Annotated in this window: 18 protein-coding genes, 1 tRNA gene and 1 riboswitch; of the genes, 8 read left to right on the top strand and 11 right to left on the bottom strand. The window is 41.0% G+C overall.

The features are described from left to right. Window positions 1-89: 89 nt before the first annotated feature. Complete coding sequence (locus tag ABDD95_RS10765; RefSeq protein ID WP_345951895.1) at window positions 90-1232, top strand: serine hydrolase domain-containing protein; 1143 nt, start codon at window positions 90-92, stop codon at window positions 1230-1232. 5 nt (window positions 1233-1237) lie between these two features. Here ABDD95_RS10765 and ABDD95_RS10770 read toward each other — a convergent pair whose 3' ends face one another. Continuing rightward, on the bottom strand, window positions 1238-2056 hold the full coding sequence (locus ABDD95_RS10770) for a polysaccharide deacetylase family protein (protein WP_345951896.1): 819 nt from the start codon (window positions 2054-2056) through the stop codon (window positions 1238-1240). Window positions 2057-2063: 7 nt separating this feature from the next. Further along, window positions 2064-4007 carry a sialate O-acetylesterase gene (locus tag ABDD95_RS10775; RefSeq protein ID WP_345951897.1) on the bottom strand — a complete coding sequence of 648 codons (1944 nt, stop codon included), beginning with the start codon at window positions 4005-4007 and terminating at the stop codon, window positions 2064-2066. A gap of 336 nt (window positions 4008-4343) precedes the next feature. Here ABDD95_RS10775 and ABDD95_RS10780 point away from each other — a divergent pair, with 336 nt between their 5' ends. Beyond that, window positions 4344-4784, top strand: coding sequence for a DoxX family protein (locus ABDD95_RS10780; protein WP_345951898.1), 441 nt, complete (start codon window positions 4344-4346; stop codon window positions 4782-4784). Between the two features lie 23 nt (window positions 4785-4807). Next, the gene (locus ABDD95_RS10785; protein WP_345951899.1) at window positions 4808-5191 is read left to right on the top strand and encodes a VOC family protein; all 384 of its coding nucleotides are present in this window, start codon (window positions 4808-4810) and stop codon (window positions 5189-5191) included. Between the two features lie 70 nt (window positions 5192-5261). Here the strand turns inward: ABDD95_RS10785 and ABDD95_RS10790 are convergent, their stop codons facing one another. Genes ABDD95_RS10790 through ABDD95_RS10805 form a run of 4 tightly spaced genes read right to left on the bottom strand, consistent with a single transcriptional unit; the run spans window position 5262 to window position 10489 of the window. After that, window positions 5262-6158 (bottom strand): cell surface protein, encoded by an 897-nt coding sequence (locus tag ABDD95_RS10790; RefSeq protein WP_345951900.1) that lies wholly within the window; start codon window positions 6156-6158, stop codon window positions 5262-5264. A gap of 19 nt (window positions 6159-6177) precedes the next feature. Further along, window positions 6178-7290: a DUF5074 domain-containing protein gene (locus tag ABDD95_RS10795; protein WP_345951901.1), complete on the bottom strand. Its 1113-nt coding sequence runs from the start codon at window positions 7288-7290 to the stop codon at window positions 6178-6180. Window positions 7291-7305: 15 nt separating this feature from the next. Next, on the bottom strand, window positions 7306-8421 hold the full coding sequence (locus ABDD95_RS10800; protein ID WP_345951902.1) for a DUF5074 domain-containing protein: 1116 nt from the start codon (window positions 8419-8421) through the stop codon (window positions 7306-7308). A 13-nt stretch (window positions 8422-8434) separates the two neighbouring features. Continuing rightward, on the bottom strand, window positions 8435-10489 hold the full coding sequence (locus tag ABDD95_RS10805) for a TonB-dependent receptor (RefSeq protein WP_345951903.1): 2055 nt from the start codon (window positions 10487-10489) through the stop codon (window positions 8435-8437). Between the two features lie 99 nt (window positions 10490-10588). After that, a riboswitch (cobalamin riboswitch) is annotated at window positions 10589-10789 on the bottom strand. Window positions 10790-10984: 195 nt separating this feature from the next. On the opposite strand from ABDD95_RS10805, the gene ABDD95_RS10810 reads away from it, so the two are divergent. Then, window positions 10985-11383 carry a BON domain-containing protein gene (locus ABDD95_RS10810; protein ID WP_345951904.1) on the top strand — a complete coding sequence of 133 codons (399 nt, stop codon included), beginning with the start codon at window positions 10985-10987 and terminating at the stop codon, window positions 11381-11383. A gap of 100 nt (window positions 11384-11483) precedes the next feature. On the opposite strand, the gene ABDD95_RS10815 is transcribed toward ABDD95_RS10810, so the two are convergent. From ABDD95_RS10815 to ABDD95_RS10830, 4 genes are all read right to left on the bottom strand, one after another. Next, window positions 11484-12131 (bottom strand): DUF748 domain-containing protein, encoded by a 648-nt coding sequence (locus ABDD95_RS10815; RefSeq protein WP_345951905.1) that lies wholly within the window; start codon window positions 12129-12131, stop codon window positions 11484-11486. A 45-nt stretch (window positions 12132-12176) separates the two neighbouring features. Next, a complete protein-coding gene (locus ABDD95_RS10820; protein WP_345951906.1) occupies window positions 12177-12542 on the bottom strand; it encodes a hypothetical protein in 366 nt (121 codons plus the stop codon). Between the two features lie 8 nt (window positions 12543-12550). Next, window positions 12551-12799, bottom strand: coding sequence for a YtxH domain-containing protein (locus ABDD95_RS10825; RefSeq protein ID WP_345951907.1), 249 nt, complete (start codon window positions 12797-12799; stop codon window positions 12551-12553). Between the two features lie 347 nt (window positions 12800-13146). Further along, a tRNA-Arg gene (locus ABDD95_RS10830) sits at window positions 13147-13220 on the bottom strand. A gap of 120 nt (window positions 13221-13340) precedes the next feature. Between ABDD95_RS10830 and ABDD95_RS10835 the strand changes: the two genes are divergently transcribed. From ABDD95_RS10835 to ABDD95_RS10850, 4 genes are all read left to right on the top strand, one after another. Beyond that, window positions 13341-14159: an MOSC N-terminal beta barrel domain-containing protein gene (locus ABDD95_RS10835; RefSeq protein WP_345951908.1), complete on the top strand. Its 819-nt coding sequence runs from the start codon at window positions 13341-13343 to the stop codon at window positions 14157-14159. Between the two features lie 90 nt (window positions 14160-14249). Then, on the top strand, window positions 14250-14501 hold the full coding sequence (locus tag ABDD95_RS10840; RefSeq protein WP_345951909.1) for a hypothetical protein: 252 nt from the start codon (window positions 14250-14252) through the stop codon (window positions 14499-14501). A gap of 75 nt (window positions 14502-14576) precedes the next feature. Next, window positions 14577-15194: a peptide-methionine (S)-S-oxide reductase MsrA gene (gene msrA, locus ABDD95_RS10845; RefSeq protein WP_345951910.1), complete on the top strand. Its 618-nt coding sequence runs from the start codon at window positions 14577-14579 to the stop codon at window positions 15192-15194. 119 nt (window positions 15195-15313) lie between these two features. Further along, window positions 15314-16447 (top strand): GAF domain-containing protein, encoded by a 1134-nt coding sequence (locus ABDD95_RS10850; protein WP_345951911.1) that lies wholly within the window; start codon window positions 15314-15316, stop codon window positions 16445-16447. A gap of 29 nt (window positions 16448-16476) precedes the next feature. Here the strand turns inward: ABDD95_RS10850 and ABDD95_RS10855 are convergent, their stop codons facing one another. Next, window positions 16477-17532 carry a spore photoproduct lyase family protein gene (locus tag ABDD95_RS10855; RefSeq protein ID WP_345951912.1) on the bottom strand — a complete coding sequence of 352 codons (1056 nt, stop codon included), beginning with the start codon at window positions 17530-17532 and terminating at the stop codon, window positions 16477-16479. Between the last annotated feature and the right edge of the window lie 183 nt (window positions 17533-17715).

The raw sequence follows: 17715 nt of genomic DNA on the forward strand, positions 1-17715 counted from the left end.
ATTGTTTGCCCATGCAATGTACTAGCGAATGGAAAAAAGTATGCGCTGACGTTAATTTTTACTATGTTTAGTTCATTAACAAACGTAAAATGATTTTTAAAACGAAAATTAAGTATCTGCTCATTTTCCTGACTTCGATAACCGCTATGAAGGGTGTTGCACAATCTAAAGTTGAAGAGGAATTGCAGGGCATTATGAAACGATATGAGGCTATAGGTATGTCGGTGGCGGTTGTTAAGGAAGGAAAGATATTTTATACCAAATCTTTTGGTTTTAAAGACGTAGAGCATAATACGCCTCTTAGTGATACTGATATTTTCAGGATTGCATCCATCTCTAAATCCTTTACATCAACATCGCTGATGCAACAGGTTGAGGCAGGTAAAGTAAGCCTGGATGATGACTTTGGTGACTTAATTGGCTTTAAGATCAGGAACCCCAAATATCCCGACACAAAAATTACGCTGCGCATGGTCTTATCGCACACATCGAGTATAAATGACAGTGAGGGCTACTTTAATTTGGATGCAATTAATCCGGATAAAAGCCCAAACTGGTCTAAGTGTTACAACAGCTATGAGCCAGGCAAGGGCTATCAGTATTGTAACCTGAACTTTAATATGGCGGGTGCAGTTTTAGAGCGGCTTACAGGCGAGCGATTTGACAAGTATGTAAAAAGCCACGTTTTAAATCCTTTGAAGTTAAATGCTGGTTACTGTGTCGACTCGCTCGATAACGCAAGGTTTGTGACACTTTACGAATATAATGGGGCTACTCATAAATACACGCCTGCACCACTGGCTTATGCGCCCAGAAGGGAAGAGATAGCAAATTACAAGTTGGGATACACAACACCCGTGTTTTCGCCTACAGGTGGTATGAAGTTATCTGCTACTGATTTGGCTAAATATATGACCATGCATATGTACGACGGCAAATATAACGGCGTCAAAATCATATCTAAAAGGTCCGCTAAGACCATACGAAAACCAGTTGCCGAAAAGCAGGGGTATGGGCTTGCGATACACACCAGCGACGTTATACCGGGTAAAAATATGTTTGGCCACACTGGCTCGGCATATGGTTTATACAGTGTAATGTTTTTTGACCCAAAGGAAAAGTTTGGCATTGTAGCTATAACGAATGGCTGTAATGCACCTGATGGTGAAGACATGCACCCAATGCTAAAACTGGTTGTGCAAAGCCTGTACAGCAACCTGATTAAGCAATAGGAAATCTACTTTCCTATTGCTTTGGAAACGCCGGTTTGATAGGTGCTTATCTTTTCGGCAACATCAACCATTGGAGCAATCCAAATATTTTTCTCATTTGCCTTTAGGTAGTGTAGCAATTTGCTGTGCGCCTGTGCATCAACATTAATGCTATGTCCACCACCCACGCCGTGAAATAAAAACACGAGAAGGGTATGCGTTTGTTGGGCTTTTTTTACCAGGTCTATCATATATTCGGCGGAGTGACCGTTTATTGAGTAACAATTGATGTTGTCCAACGGCACATCCTTGGCAGAAGGCATGCCGCCAGATACACCACGTGCGCCTACGAAGTCTTTTTTTAACTGGTCATAAAAATAAACGTTCCCTATCTGCCTATCACCACAAGGGTATGCAAAGGTGCGTTTGCTTTTACCGTCAATAGCTTTGAGCAGCACGTTGTTGACCCGAATCTCGTCTACGGCACGTGCAACAGTGTATTTGCTCAGGTCATGATCTGCCTTGACAAAGCTTCTGCCAGGCAGGCTGCCGTCACAGGGGTGAAATAATGCGTGATTGCCCAATTCATGCCCATGCTTAGCTGCCAATCTCCATTCGCTTAAACGGCTGTTAATTACGGGCGAGGAACCAATTAGGTAAAAGGTTCCCTTAAAATTCATTGAATCCAGCGCTGGCATGACGTTATCAAGGTCGGCGTCTATAGCATCATCATAGGTAAGTACTACAGCGCATTGTTTGTTGTTCCATACGCTTTGCTGGGCATACGTAATGGTTTTAAACGCTAAGAGCGTTGCGGTTACAAATAAGAGTCTTAATGTTTTCATTAGCTTATTACGGTTTATCGGTTCTGAATGGCGATGCAGGTAGGCCTTCCTTGTTATACAAATTTGCCCCTTCGGGATTATCCGCCCAAGCGTAACGGACATAAAGAGGCTGATTAATTTCTTCATTGTAAACAATAACCTTATTGCCTTCAATTTCGGCCTTAGCCCAAACAAACTTTTTATCTGCACCTGCAATAGCGAATTGTTGCAATTCACCGCCTCCTTTGGCTACCAAGCCGCCTCCGGTTTCGGTGAATGAAAGTACGATCTGTTTGCCCTGAACCGTAGCCGATTGCAATAACGGTCCCGATGCTACTACATTTTTATCGCCGTAGGCTACGCGTTGCGCGGCAAGTGCCATACGTTCGCCAACATCTTTTTTGTTAAGTGGGTGAATATCATTCCATTCACCAGCATCAATAGCAACAGCCATGGCCGTATTGGGTACCGACAACGTTTTAAGCTGACTTTCCCTCAACTCGGCCCACTGGCTTTGTGAAGGTGAATACTGAACCTCCATAAAGTTAGGCAACTGAGCATAAATAAATGGGAGGTTCGGCTGATTCCAAACAGTGCGCCAGTCTGCAATTAGTGCTGGTAGTAACTTAGCATATTCGGATGGCTTCCCGCTATTTGCCTCACCCTGGTACCATAATACGCCTTTGATTTTGTAAGGCACAGCTGGTGCAACCATAGTATTATACAAGCCGGTCGGCTCACTTTGTGCAGAAAAAGAGTTGGGTAAGCCGGCGCCGCTACTTTCAAAAACCTGGCCTACCTGATATTGCCAATCGCCCCTTAAGTCGAGCTTGAAGTCGCCGGCCGTTAGATAGTAGGGTTTATCGGGAACAAATCCTCCTTTACCGAAAGTATTGGTTACCCTGACTACTATAATGTTTTTGCCTGCTTTTAGCAACCCTGCTGGTATTTCATACCTCCGTGGCGGGTATTGGTAGGTGATGTTGCCCACTAGTTTACCATTTACATACGTATGATCAGCGTCTACAATACGACCCATAAAAAGCTTAGCGGCTTTGCCGGCTATGGCAGCCGGTAAATTTATTTCCTTTCTGAACCATACAATACCGTTTAAGCCCTTCACACCCTGATCGGCCCAATAGCCGGGAAGCCAGAAATTATGCCAGCCTTGAGGTACAAACGTAGTATCAAACCAAGGCTTAGCGCCGGTAAGACCTTTGTCGGTTTGCTTGTTACCAGGTTTACCCGCATTTGCACTAACATACGGCCTACTAATGCGATTATAGTAGGCCGTGTCTTTTAACTCGGCTATCCGCTTTGCATAGAGATCTAAAGATTTCAAGCCATTTTCGCTAATCCATGCCTGTATGGGGGTGCCTCCAACACTGGAGTTAATAATGCCAATAGGCACATGGTACTTGTTAAACAGATGGCGCGCGAAAAAGTAACTAACCGCCCCAAATGATAACACGTCTTTTGAGTTTGCAGTTACCCATTTGCCAGGCGGTAAATCATCGTGTGTACGCTGTACGTCTGATGCGGTAGGAATAAAGAAATTCCGGAGCAAAGGGTAATCAGCATTGATAATATCGTCCGGGTACTTTTCTTTAACCCGTTCCATGTTTATAACCATGTTTGATTGGCCTGCACAAAACCATACATCCCCTAACAAAATGTTTTTTAATAAAATATGATTGGTCGCATCAATTTGCATGTCGTATGGGCCGCCTGCTTTTAGCGCAGACAGGGTAGTGGTCCATTTCCCCACAGCCGACGCGGATGTTTTATATATCTTTTTGTTAAACTTAATACTTACATTTTCGTGCGGTGCAGCCCAGCCCCAAATGTAGATTTTCTGATCTCTTTGCAGCACCATGCCGTCACTTATTAATTGCGGCAAACGTACCTGTGCTTTCAGTTGTGCATGACATGAAAGCAGAAGAGCGAGGAACACTTTATAGTATTGTCTCATAAAAGGTGTGCATATAATTGGTTGCGGCGTTAAATATCGCATAATTTATTTTTACTGCAATCGATTGCAATTAATATTTTTATGATGATGCAAAAGGTTGATTTGTTTCAGTTGAATGTTGCATTATTAAGGCATAAGCTATTCAAGCCTGTTGGTTACGGTTAATAGGGTACATTGAATTTCCTTGGCAGACGCCATTATGCACAAAACCGGTCAACGGGATGTTTATTAGCGCATTACTGGCTAATCGTATAAATGCCAGAACGTAATTTTGAAGTTTAGCCAGCTGATGAAACTTTTTTATTAATTTTAAGTAACAATACATAACCTATCATTATGAAGAAATTTTTTGCGACCTACAATTTTGCCACACCTGTTGATGTGGCGTTATTATTAGTAAGACTCGTTTGCGGCTATGCGTTTATACTGCATGGCTGGGGAAAAATCCAGCATCCTATGAGTTGGATGGGCCCACAGTCGTTTATTCCACCCATATTTCAAGCCCTCGCTGCCATTGCCGAATTTGCAGGCGGTATAGCACTTATTGTTGGTTTTTTGACCAGGCTTGCGGGTGTTGGGTTACTGGTAACAATGGGTGTAGCTGTTTATACCCATGCCTTCGTTTTTAATGATCCATTTGTGAATTTTAAAGGTGGTAGTTCCTATGAGCCGGCATCCATATTTTTTTGTATTGCCGTAATGTTGCTGGCAGCAGGTGCCGGGCGTTTTTCTTTGGATAAACTTATATTCGGCGATAGAGCTAATACCAAATATTAAATTAACTGATAAAATTCTTGAACATGTTTGAAAACACAAAAGCTTTTAGCGGATTCTCTGTAGACGACTCCCAAAAGGCCAAGCAGTTTTACAGTGAAGTATTGGGTTTAGAAGTAGAAGAGCTGGATATGCCAGGCCTATTAAGTTTGCATATAGCAGGTGGATCGCACGTGCTCATATATGCTAAACCAAACCATTTGCCAGCCACGTTTACCATCCTCAATTTTCCGGTTGATGATATTGAGAAGGCTGTAGATCAGCTTGTACAAAAAGGCGTTAAATTTGAAACTTACAATGAGCCCAACTTTAAAACCGATGATAAAGGAATATTTCACGGCGGAGGACCAAAAATAGCATGGTTTAAAGATCCAGCCGGGAATATTTTATCTGTACTTGAACAGCGTTAAAAACACTAACAAACAAGAAAGGCTGCAATTAGCAGCCTTTCTTGTTTGTTAAGTAATGCGGATAAGATGTTTATTTCTCGATACTGATATCGGCAATGCCTTTAACTTCGGTTGACAGTTCGCCCAACAAACCCAAGTTATATGGTATCCCTGTTTGTATTTTAATGAAATCAATACCTTTTAAAGCCACTTTGTTGCCTTTTTCGTCTATAGCATTGGCTATATCTAGCTTGTCTGATCCGGCCGAGTTGTCGGCATACCCAAATGTAAAGGGCGTACTGGTAATAATCCCGGCATTATTAATATTGCTTGACGGCAACAAAGTACCTGTTAATGTATAAGTATTTGCGGTAATCCACACCGGGTAATACGCTTGTTTATAAAACGTATTGGTTTTAACCGAGCCAGAGTTGCCCAGGTTATCTGTCCAAGACACTTCATTGGCGGGCGATGAAGGCCGTGTATAAGTAATACTATAATTGCGCGTATAGCCTGCCGAATTTTGGGCACTACCGCTTAACTCGTACCAGATATCATCGGGCTTGCCGTTGCTATTCACATCTTGCATTACCCAAACCACACCCGGTTCGGCAAAAGTGGCCGAGGCATTATTATAAATAACAATATCTTCCTTGCCGCTCTGATTAAGTACCGTATGATCAAAGCCTAAAACGATATTACCGCCGTATGAGCCTAAGCTAACCAAACCCTGTTTACCGTTTAAAACAGTTTTAGCAGCATCCGCATCACCAAATGCGGTATTCACAAACTGGCCCGGACCAGGGGTATAATCGAACAACTGTGTTACATAGGCGCTGCTTTGAGTTGTAATGGGCCTAACTTTCACCTCCTCAGTTTGTTCAGGTTCCTCAATTTCTTCGTCCTTTTTGCAGGAGCTGAAAAACAGTGTGCCGCCAGCAAATGCTAGCAACACGCTTGTATAAAGTCTATATTTTGTTGTTTTCATAGTAGTGAAAGAAAAACCATTATTGTTTTTTGTACGAATACACAAATACTGACGCTTTAGGGTAAACGCCCGTTTCAAAATCATGCAGCTTTTTGCCATTGCTGCCAAAAATGAAGGCTTTACCGCTGGTATAACTAACGCCATCGCCAGCTACTACCATGTTGCTGAACGGATCGATTGTTACACCATAAAGATAAGTGAATGAGGTGCCGTCGGTAATAAAGTTGGCGCCGGCTGTACCCGTAGCTACGTCTAACTGCCTAATAACAGATGTCTCCGTTGAAATAATGCCTTTGTCACTTGTAAAGCTTAAAGCGCTGCCATAGCCATAGCCAGGTGTTGTTTGAACCTTGGTATCTGTAATACTGCTTATTCTGTCGAGTGCGCCAGCTACTTTGGTATAATAGTTACCATAACAGATAACATAAATATCGCCGTTAGGTGCAGCAACCACTTTACCCGGGTTAAGCGATACGGTGATGTCTTTGGTTTTTTTAAAGGTTGCTAAGTCTATCACAGATATTTTATTTACATTTCCGGTATATAGGTAATCTGAATTGGCTACGTATAACTTGCCATTGGCTGTTGCCACGCCTTCAAGATAATTAACTTCGAGATTTAACTCAGCATCAACGTTTAACGTTGCAGTGTCAATGCGACTCACTTTACCATCATAGCGTGACACATAGGCCTTGTTTTTGTAAAACGCAATTGAGCGTGGCTCATACCCGCCGGTTGTAGAATTAAACGGTATACGTTTAATAGACTTGCAGGTATTTACATCCATTACATCTACAAATGATTGGGGTTGAGATGATGTTCCGCTTACTACGCAATACATTTTGCTGCCGTAGCGTTGCAAATCATTTGGTGTTTCACCTAAATTGCTTCCATTTACTTTTTTGTAATAGCTTTTTTCAGCCGTATTCGTTTTAAAGTTGTAGAAAGAGATGTCGCCATTGCCGTTGCCGTATGTACCCTCGCAAAGTACATATACGCCCGCTGTACTTTCAATTACAGGCTCAAGGGTATCAGGCTCGTTTTTGTCTTTTTTACAAGAGGTAAAAAGAACGGTAGTTGTAATAATTGCTAATAGTAATCTTTTAGAATAGCGTAGAAATTCAATTTTCATTTTATATAGTGGATTTTAGTAAACAAAAGCAAAGTGGGCAGGTACATCGCCGGTAGTTACCGACCATTTCTTTTTGCCAGTACTGTCAAAGCAGTAAAGCGTACCCGGCGAAATAAAATCTTTAGCATCGGTTAGCAGTACATCTTTAGTAACCGGATTAACGCTCAAGCCGTAAGGCAACCTTATTTGGCTTTGTGTTCCATCAATTATAAATTGCTGGCTAAGCAGCGTTTCATCCAGTGTGTTGATGATATTATAGGCGAACTTGGATTGTGCATTGGTGCTTATGACGTACGCTCGGTCATTATCTATAAACAACGCCCTTGTCTGCAAATTGAACGTTTTTTTGATTCGCTCGGTTTGCGTATCAATTACGTAAAGATTTGGTTGAATGGTCAGATAATCGCCGCGTGAAGTAATGTACAAATCGCCAAAGCGATCAGCTTTTAGATGTTCCAGGTTAATGTCAACCTCAATTCGCTTAACCTCGGTAAACGTGTCGATATCAACTACCGAAATGGTACGTTCGTAATTAGGTGGACTATAACCACCTGAATTAGCCACATAAAGCTTGTTACCTGCAACAGCCATTTCTTCGGGCTGGCGGCCAACCGTTACCCGCCGTTCAATCAACAGGGTAGTCGTATCAATTTGAGCCACTATACCGTTGGGCGAATTTGCGTCGCCTACGCTACCCAAATAGGCGCTAACGTAAACTTTGTTATTATGAAAGGTAAGGTACCGGCAGTTTACTAAATCAATTTGTTTTATACGCTTTCCGGTTTTGGCGTTAAGCACCTCAACTTTGTTCGAATTATTAACAGCCACATAAAGCTTGGAACCATATACAAGAATGTCGTTTCCCACATCGCCAAGCCCTTTTATTACTTCAGGGTTAGCCTGATTATAAATGTTACGTCTGTAGCGGCCCGTTGTATAATCCACATAATCTAAAGAGGCTTTGTTCATGTTTAAGTTACCTTCATTGAGCAGGTATACGCCTTTTACTGAACTGGCGGGCACTGGTTCAAAAAGCGTTTCTGTTTCTTCCGGAGCAGGTTTTGGATCTTTACGGCAGGCAGACAACAAAATTAGGATAAGCAAAAAATAAGTTTTGTATGTTGATCTCATTATTTTTATTTGTTTAATAATTTAAACTAAACTTCAACCGATAGTAACGACCAGGCATCGGAAAGTTTGTAATGACTTCATAGTATTGATTTAGTAGGTTATTAATATCCATTCCCACTTTTATTTGATGCCCCTTGAACGAAGTTTGCCACATTGCTGCTACATCATGCGTGTACCATGGCTCTACATAGTTGGCGGGTATATTTGCACTTTGGTTATAGCGCTCGCCGGTGTAAATAAAGCTGTAGTTTAAGCTAAGCTGTTGCCAAAGCAAACCAGCCAGTAAAGCCCCGTTGTGCAGCGGTGTGTAAGGTATCTGTTGGTTGGCCATAGAGCCACTTGAAGCATCGAGTGCTTTTTGATAGGTATAATTGATACCGGCATTCAAAAATAAACTGCTTTTTAACTGCCATCCCGTTTGCAGGCGGGTTTCAATTCCATATACGTTTACACGGTTAATGTTTTCCATGGTCCAGCGGCGCAGGTTTTGGCCCGGCACTGCTACAATTTTGTCGGCTACACGGTTGTAGTAAACGTCCATTTGTAATTGTATGTGCTTTATTAAACGCTGCGAGCCATTATGCTGAAAAGTGAAGCCGGCATCATATTGCTGGGAATATTCTGGTTTTAAGTATGTGCTGCCAACAAAGGTGTAATACAACTCATTGAAGGTTGGCAGACGGTACAATCCTTTGTAAAAGCCCCTTAACTTAAAGTCCGGGCTTTTTAAAGGTTGCCAGGAAGCCATTACAGCAGGAGTGTATTTTACCCGGTTTGGCGCTGCTTCAAACGCCTTTGTACTTTCGTGGGTAAACGTTCCCAGTACGTTGGCCTGAAAGATAAATCTGGTCCACTTTACTTCGGTAGCCATTGCTGCTAACCAAGTGTTACGGGTAGGGTAGGTGAACCTGTAAATGTTCGATTGCATGGTATTAAGTAGGTAGTCTGCCGAGATAGCCGTGTTCCAAAACTTTTTGATAACAATTTGATTGGTTACAGACAAATAAAGTTCCTGTTGGTGGTAACGGCTATCGGAGAATCCGGTTGTGGTTACAATCTCAGGATCCAGGTATCGCAGGTAGTCTCTCGAATACTTAGCATTAGCTAATAAGCTGTATACCGGACCTTTTTTTTCGTAAGCCGATTGTATGAACAAATTGCGGTCCCATTCGCGCTGATTATAGTTAAACTTATTGGCTACAATGGCACCTGGTAACCCACGTTCGGAGTTGTACAAATAGGTTTTGACAGACCATGTGCTGCTGTCGCTTAATGTTCCGTTTAATCCTGCCTCGATGCGTAAGGCGTCGATGTCACCGTTATTTCTTGTTGCAGTGGTGTCATAAGCGCCATTGGTGTATCTGAAAGGGTATCGGCCACTTGCACGCGTCCATTCGGTACTAACAGTACTGTATGTTTTACTGCTTATACGATGTTGCCAAAGTGCCGAAGGATTAACTAACCCCAGCGAGCCTGTCTTAAAGGCTACTTTATAATGATTATTGTTGCCAGTTTCAAAAACAGGCCGTTTTGCGGTAAGATAGATTACACTGCCTGCTGCAAGTGCCCTTGCCGACTGAAAGATACTGCCTTTTTGGGCGTTGTATAACTCAATTTCACCTATGTTGTCTAATGAAAATTTACCTAAATCAACCTGCCCGTTTTGTGCATTACCTAACTGTATGCCGTCATAAAACACCGCCACCTGGCTGCTGCCCATGCTGCGCACATCAACTGTTTTTAAGCCGCCTACACCGCCATAATCTTTAAGTTGAGCGCCTGAAAAGTAACGTATGGCGTCTGCAACAGATAAAGTGCTTAACCTCTCAAGAGCTGCGCCCTTTAATAGTTGCACAGGTGTAGGACTAGCGAGGGGGATACTTTGTGCGCCCGACCATATTTGCACTTCCTGTAAGTGATGATTGCGTAAGCTATCAACTGCCGGCTTTTTTACTTGTGCGCACAAAACAAAGCAGTGGCTAACCAAAAGCATTACCAATACCCAGGTTAAAATAAATCTTACAGAAAACCCTGCACGCCAGTGCGTGTAAAGTTCAGTTAATTCCATGTGTGTTGTGAGTTAAATACCCACAGCATACCGAAAATTGTACACTACAAATGAAAAACACGAAAAGTATCTTCATCCAGCTTCAATCCGCGAAAGCTATGAATTATAAAAGCTAGAGGCAGGTATTCTGACTTGTTCCCCTTGGTTCGTCTTCCCATTCTGTGTTAACGGAACAGTGACTAAAGAATGAACTTCGGTTTGTATTAGAACTTACAGCTGCGGGACAGTTCTGGATTTACACCAAATTCCCTTTTAATCCTGAAGAGCGATGCTACAGGAACCAAAAGCCGGGGCAAAGATAGCGTTTACAGCTTAATTTAAAGCAACAAGATTTAATTAGCAAACCATTTCTTGTGCTGAAGTATTGTTAACTATAACGAAACACCAGGAATTCATATGAAAACTTGTAAGAAGACAATTAAGCGAAACAGCATAACAATTGTTGTAATAGGTGCGTTGATATCTATTGCAATTGCAAGCTGTAGTTAGCAAAGTTTGGACAAGGAAATTAAAGCTGATTTGGTTACTAAGGCAAAAACTGACGTGAGTTTTGCAGGCGTCAGCTATTCGGTTGAGAAGGGTGTAGTCACATTAACCGGCGCTTGCGCTACCAGAAAAGCAAAATCGGAGGTGGAAAAAACCGTAAAAAGCATACACCTTATTAAAGGTTTGCATAACCAATTAGTAGTCGCACCAGTAATTTTGAATAACGATTTCCTGCTGAAGCAAGCGGTAGACAGCGTTTTGGCTGTGTACCCTGCAGTACAAGCCAGTGTTGCACAGAATGTTGTGACGCTAATAGGTAAAGCTCAAAAAGGAGAGGCCGATAAGCTGATACCAGCTATAGCTAAATTAAAACCCGCAAGCATCGACAACCAGTTGCAAATGTACTAACGGTTATGTATTCTGAAAAAATGGATTAAATAACTGCAATCAAGTTTGTGAATCGAAAACGGTTTAATGCCTATTGTTTCGAAATGTTCGTGCATTCCTGTTAATTTATAGTGCCATCGATGCCTTGTGTAAACGCTTTGATAAAAGCATTTCTAAGCACGCCCACAAAAGTTTGCCATCCGCTGGTTTCGGGATTATTTAAGTTGCCAGATATGGGAACCTTAGTTGCAATTTTTTTAGTTTTTGGGTTCTGAACAGCTTTAACGAACAAGCCTACTACCGCTTCTTTCGCGGCCTGAAAGATGCCGCCTTTTTTCTTCACATCCTTTTTCCAGTTAAGCACCTTGACACCTTTAATAAAAGGTTTAACATACCCGTTAAACTTTCCATTCTTTGCTTCTAACTCGCTATACATATCCAGTGTACCCTTCTCTACATCAATCTTGCCTTTAGCTTCTATAAAGTCATTCAAGCTGGTTAGTTTTACGGTGGTCAACTGGCCGCTTATTCTAAAATCAGGAATTTCTTTTAAAACATTAATCTTCATGTCGGCCTTAAGCTTTCCATTTCCTATTGACGTTCCAGTCAGGCTAACTGTAGAAGGCAAAGCTTCACCGGTTTTTTCAACATTAGCCAGGTTAAGCGCAGTTAATTGCATGTTCTGAATATGCAGGTTGATGTCTGGTTTTGCTGCAAAATCCATATAGGCTATACGGCCACCATTAACTTGCAAGCGGTTAATGGTCATAGGCATTAGCGCTTTTAACGTCCGTGTCCAATGCTCTTTTGCCGGCTATTTAGATATATCGGCTGTTTCTGCCAGTATATGTATGGCAGGTTCATTCATAATTACTTCGCCCACCAAACGTCCTTTAAAAATGGCTTTCCATTCCAGTGACAGATCTGTATGCTTTATTTTCAAAAAGGGGTATCTAGGCGGATCGGTTTTTTTCCGAAGCACCAAACCATCAATTGCATAGGCGCCACGAATCAGGTGTATATCGATATCATTTACATGGCCGGTATAACCTGGCAATTCGTTTAATTTACGGTTTACATAACCCTTAACAATAGCCGGAAGCATAAGCCTTATGATGAATAAAAGTACGATAACACCAATCAGCACCCAATATCCCGGCTTTAGCCTTCTCCAATTCATGCTTAAAGTTAACCTTTTACTATTTGCTCTATTTCGTGCAAATCTGTAGTTTTCCTTTTACGTTTGGTATTTTTCTTTTCGAGATAATCGGTACTATGGTCTTTAGCCTCTTCAGCTACATTAGACAATTTTTTACGGAAGGAGTATCCCTTTTTAGTAGCGTAAAGGTAAGCTATTGCACCAGCAGCTATGGCGCCTACAGCAACGGCTGCAATAACCAAACTGTTATCATTTTCTTTAACAAATAAGTTTTTCATACTGAACGATTTACACCTTAACAGAAAAATGCTTAATTAGTTCTAAGAAATGTTTTGTGTTTAAGGTATAACAGATCTTTTTTTTAACAATAGTTATTAAGCGACGTTAAGGATACAGTGCATTAGCTAACATAATAATTGAAGTTAGCTTAATTGATCTGGTCGTTTGAAATTAATTTTAGATTAAGTGGAACCACCTTTTTGTAAAGAAGAATTCTTAACTGTATACTACAGTGACAGCACTGGGTCAATAATAGAGTATTTGGTGCATAAATTTTAATTGTTTATCCACAGTTTACCCAATAAATAAGAAAGCCCCTTTAAGTAACTTTAAAGGGGCTTTCTTGTGATTCCATCAGGATTCGAACCTGAGACCTACTGCTTAGAAGGCAGTTGCTCTATCCAGCTGAGCTATGGAACCTTGCAAGGTGTTTTGCGGTGCAAATATGCAAGTTTAGGTTGATAACGGCAAACTTAAGCTTTCAAAATATTTATTATAGCTACCAAAGTCTTTATCTTTGGTACTACTTACAATGTCATTATGGCCAGTATCAGTCAGTTGTACATCTATCCAATTAAATCATTAGGCGGCATTGCTTTACAAAGGGCCTCGCTTACATCAAGAGGGTTGGAGCACGACCGCCGCTGGATTTTGGTTAATGACAACAATGAATTTTTATCACAACGGTATCTTCCGCAAATGGCGCTGTTTGAACAACAGTTGCATGAGCATGGCCTGTTTATTACCTACACATCAACCGGCAAAAATTTATTGATACCTTATTTACCTCAAACTGATGTTAGAGTTTGCGTTGATGTATGGGACTCGCCCTGCACAGGCACTTTGGTAAGTACAGCGGCCAATGAGTGGTTTAGCCAAATGTTAGGAATATCATGCCGTTTATTATATATGACAGATGATAGCATCAGGCCGGTTGACCCGCGCTACGCCGGCTCCGGTCATATTACTTCTTTTGCTGATGGTTATCCTATGCTTTTAGTAAGTGAAGCTTCTTTGAGTGATTTGAATAGCCGGCTTGACGTTGCAATCAACATCAACCGATTCAGGCCCAATATCGTTATACAAGGAACGGCTCCTTACATAGAAGACCGGCTGCGGCATTTTGAGGTAGCAGGAATAAAATTTTATGGTGTTAAGCCATGCGCCCGTTGTGTTATGATAGGTGTTGACCAGCAAACGGCTGTTACGAGTACCGAGCCGCTCAAAACATTATCAAAATATCGTAAAGCCGGTAATAAGATATATTTTGGTCAAAATATTATTCATAACGGCAGAGGCGAAATCAAAATAGGAGATGAGCTGACGGTGACGCAGTTAGGTGAAGAGTTGCAGTTTTGATCAGTTATTAGCACCGGTGTAAGTATACAGTAAGTTGTTAAAATGACGTAGTATTGTAAACCAACTTAAATTAAAACGGTTATTACACACATGGCAAATACATTTGAAATAGATATACCCAAAAAAGATCATCCGATTGCTGTCATCGTCCAGTCACGCGATGATGCCGATAGTGCTAACGTCTTTGATCTTTTTTATTGTGACCAGCTTTGCGGATGCATTTTTAAAAATGAGCATAATGTGTGGATATATGAGCCGCATGCACACGCAGGTTTACTGCTTGATGCAGAACAAATACAACACCTGGGTAAAGAAATAGGCGAGCGGTCTTACAACATTTAAGTAGTAGCAATTATCAAACAAAAGTCATAACACAGGCCTTGAGAACTATCTTATATAAATCTGCGTACTTGTGGTATGATTAAAATTAAATCTGTAATTTTTTTGATAGTAAGTCTGCTTACTATCCCTGCTGTTTTTGCGCAGGATAAGAAGGATGTAGTAACTGAAAAAGCAACATTTGGTATGGGCTGTTTTTGGTGCTCAGAAGCTATATTTCAGCGCTTAAAAGGCGTTACAAAAGTAGAGTCGGGGTATTCGGGCGGCACTGTGAAAAACCCAACGTATGAGGATGTTTGCACAGGTACAACCGGGCATGCCGAAGTTGTGCAGGTTACGTTTAAACCTGAGATTATTTCTTACAAAGACCTTCTTGAAATATTCTGGAAAATGCACGATCCTACTACGCTAAACAGGCAGGGAGCTGATGAGGGCACACAATATCGTTCGGCTATTTTTTATCATAATGCAGCGCAAAAACAATTGGCTGAGACTTACAAAGCTGAACTGAACAAGCAAAAGGTATACCCACACCCAATAGTTACCGAGATTACCCGTTTCAGCAACTTTTTTGTTGCTGAAAATTATCACCAAAATTATTTCAATTTAAATGGCAGCAAACCATATTGCCGCATGGTGATTCAACCAAAAGTAGATAAGCTTGAAAAAGTTTTTCAACAGAAACTTAAACAGTAATTATTTTACATCTGAGCGTTGTAAGGTGTAAACTAAAAAAGTGGCTATCGTGTTAAATATTAAAAAAATAATTTTATTTTTAAAAAAATTAAAATGCTGGTTATAGCCACCTAAAGGATATGATTGATGAATTTGAACGGCTAAACGCAGTTGACCGTTTTAAAAAGCTTGATGCTGGTATTAAAAAGGATTTAGATGATATTGTAAATCTGTTAGCCAGTATTTGTAACGTACCCGTAGCTCTTATAAGTCTTATTGACGATAAAATGCAATGGTTTAAAGCAAGCGTTGGTACGGGTGAAATCAATTGCAACGCACGTGAATTATCATTTTGCCAGCACACCATTTTGCACGATGAGGTGCTGATTGTTAAAGATGCCAGCCAGGATAGTCGCTTTGCAAATCTGCCTATTGTAAGTAACGCGCCCTACGTTAAGTTTTACGCCGGAGTACCCCTCATGACCTATGACGGCCACGCAGTTGGTAGCTTGTGCGTATTACATGTTCAGCCAATTGAGTTAAGCGAATTGCAGATTAATACAATTAAAGTGTTATCCAAACAGGTTACCAATTTAATTGAACTGAATTGGAGTATGCAAAGCTTAATGGAGCAAAACCAAAGCACCCAGCTTCAAAAGAAAAGGATAGAGGATTCGGAGATTAAACTAAAGGCGGTATTTGACAGCCAAAAAGACATTCACATACTTATTGGCCGTAATATGGAAGTGCTTGCTTACAATAAAGCTGCCTACAAATATATCAAAGCCAATTACCAAAAAGAGATCAGGCAGGGTGTTCACTTTTTAACGCTTACTAATCAAAATTATACTGATGAAATGTTTGAGAACATTCATGCAGCAATGAAGGGTAAGGTTGTAAATTCCGAATGGCTGTTACAGTATGAACAGGAAGACGCCCGCTGGTTGGAAGTGACATTTGAACCGGTTACTGATAATACCGGCCTGATAATTGGCGTAACCATTAATGCAACCGATGTAACTATACGTAAGCAAAACGCAGAGCAGATTGACAAACAGAATGAGGCCTTACAGAAGATCGCCACAATTCAATCGCATGAACTGCGCAAGCCTGTTGCATCTTTAATGGGATTAATGGAAGTATTAAAGCTGGATGATAATTACGTGTTTAACAGTTATTACCCTATGATTGAGCTTACCATTAATGAGTTGGATACCAAGATAAAGGACATTGTGTACCAGTCAGAGCGAACGCTTAATCATCCACATAACTAGTTGCACTCAAAAAGTTATACTTAAGGATATTAGAATATGTATCTGATACCGCACCAGGGTATTTCTTCAGTAAGCATATTTACAAAAGTATCTATCATTTTGGCCTTTAGTTGGTATTGGTAGCGGATATTAACACCGCCAAAACTGCTTCGCTTTTGCTCCTGTAACTCGGGCAGCCAAAGTAATTCTTCCGCTTTAGGGTTTATATCAACATTAACCAAATGCTGACGCTCGTTATGCGTTAAAAAAATCACTTCGCATTGCATCTGTTCTTTGACTTTTTCGGTTACTGCTGCGTTTAATTGCCTGAAAAGTTCCCGGTAATCCTCTTCCCAATCCCTGTCTACACCACGAAGCCGGTCATATACAATAACAGGAGAAAAGTTGACATGTACCTCATACCCGGCTTCATAAAAGTCGTTGATGGCTTTCAGGCGCTTTTCAATGCTGTCTGTACGTACATCTACCAGCCTGCTTACCTCGGTAGGCATTAAGCTAAACCTTATTCTCACCTTTCGCTGCGGATCAAAACCTAACATGTTTGGGTTTACAAATTTGGTGGCAAATGTTGCTTTAGCACGTGGATGATGTTTGTAAAATTCAAACACCTCGGCAATTCCGGGTGATATATCATAATCAACCGCAATATCTGAATTACAGCCAATATCGTAAGTGTAATAGATATCATCCGTCTGGTTGGCCGCCTTCGGCCATGGTAATAAAGCCACATGCTTATCTACTTTAGCCAGTATCTCGTCTACATTGGTAAAAATGGTTATGGGATTAACTTTCTTATGCCGATCAACATAACAATAAGTGCAGGCGCCAAAGCAGCCATTAGCCAAACTTGGCGCAATATAATCTGAGCTACGCCCGCTATATTTTATATCAAGCGTTTTAAGCCTGCCTAAAACCAACAAATCCGTCTTAGCCTTATAATGTGATATTTCATCAATCTCGACCAGTCTGTTGTGTTGTTTAACGGGCACATGTACAGCGTCTGAATATTTCTCAGCTAACCTTAATCCGCGCTCATTAAGCGCGTCAGCAGTATATAAAACTTGTTTTGGATTAAAATCAGGCATCTGTTTTTTAAATTAAAAACAATAAATAATGCTTAACAACCATGCCAGCTATCTCCAAACTGACTAATTAACAATCATATCAAAGCCAGTATCTAAACAAAAAAGGAGTAACTCACTATAAGGAAAACAGCCGCTAATCATTAACGGTAAAAGCTCATCGTAAATTAAGGCTGCTTATTCTCA

This window comes from Mucilaginibacter sp. PAMB04274 (genome assembly GCF_039634385.2).
GTDB lineage: Bacteria > Bacteroidota > Bacteroidia > Sphingobacteriales > Sphingobacteriaceae > Mucilaginibacter.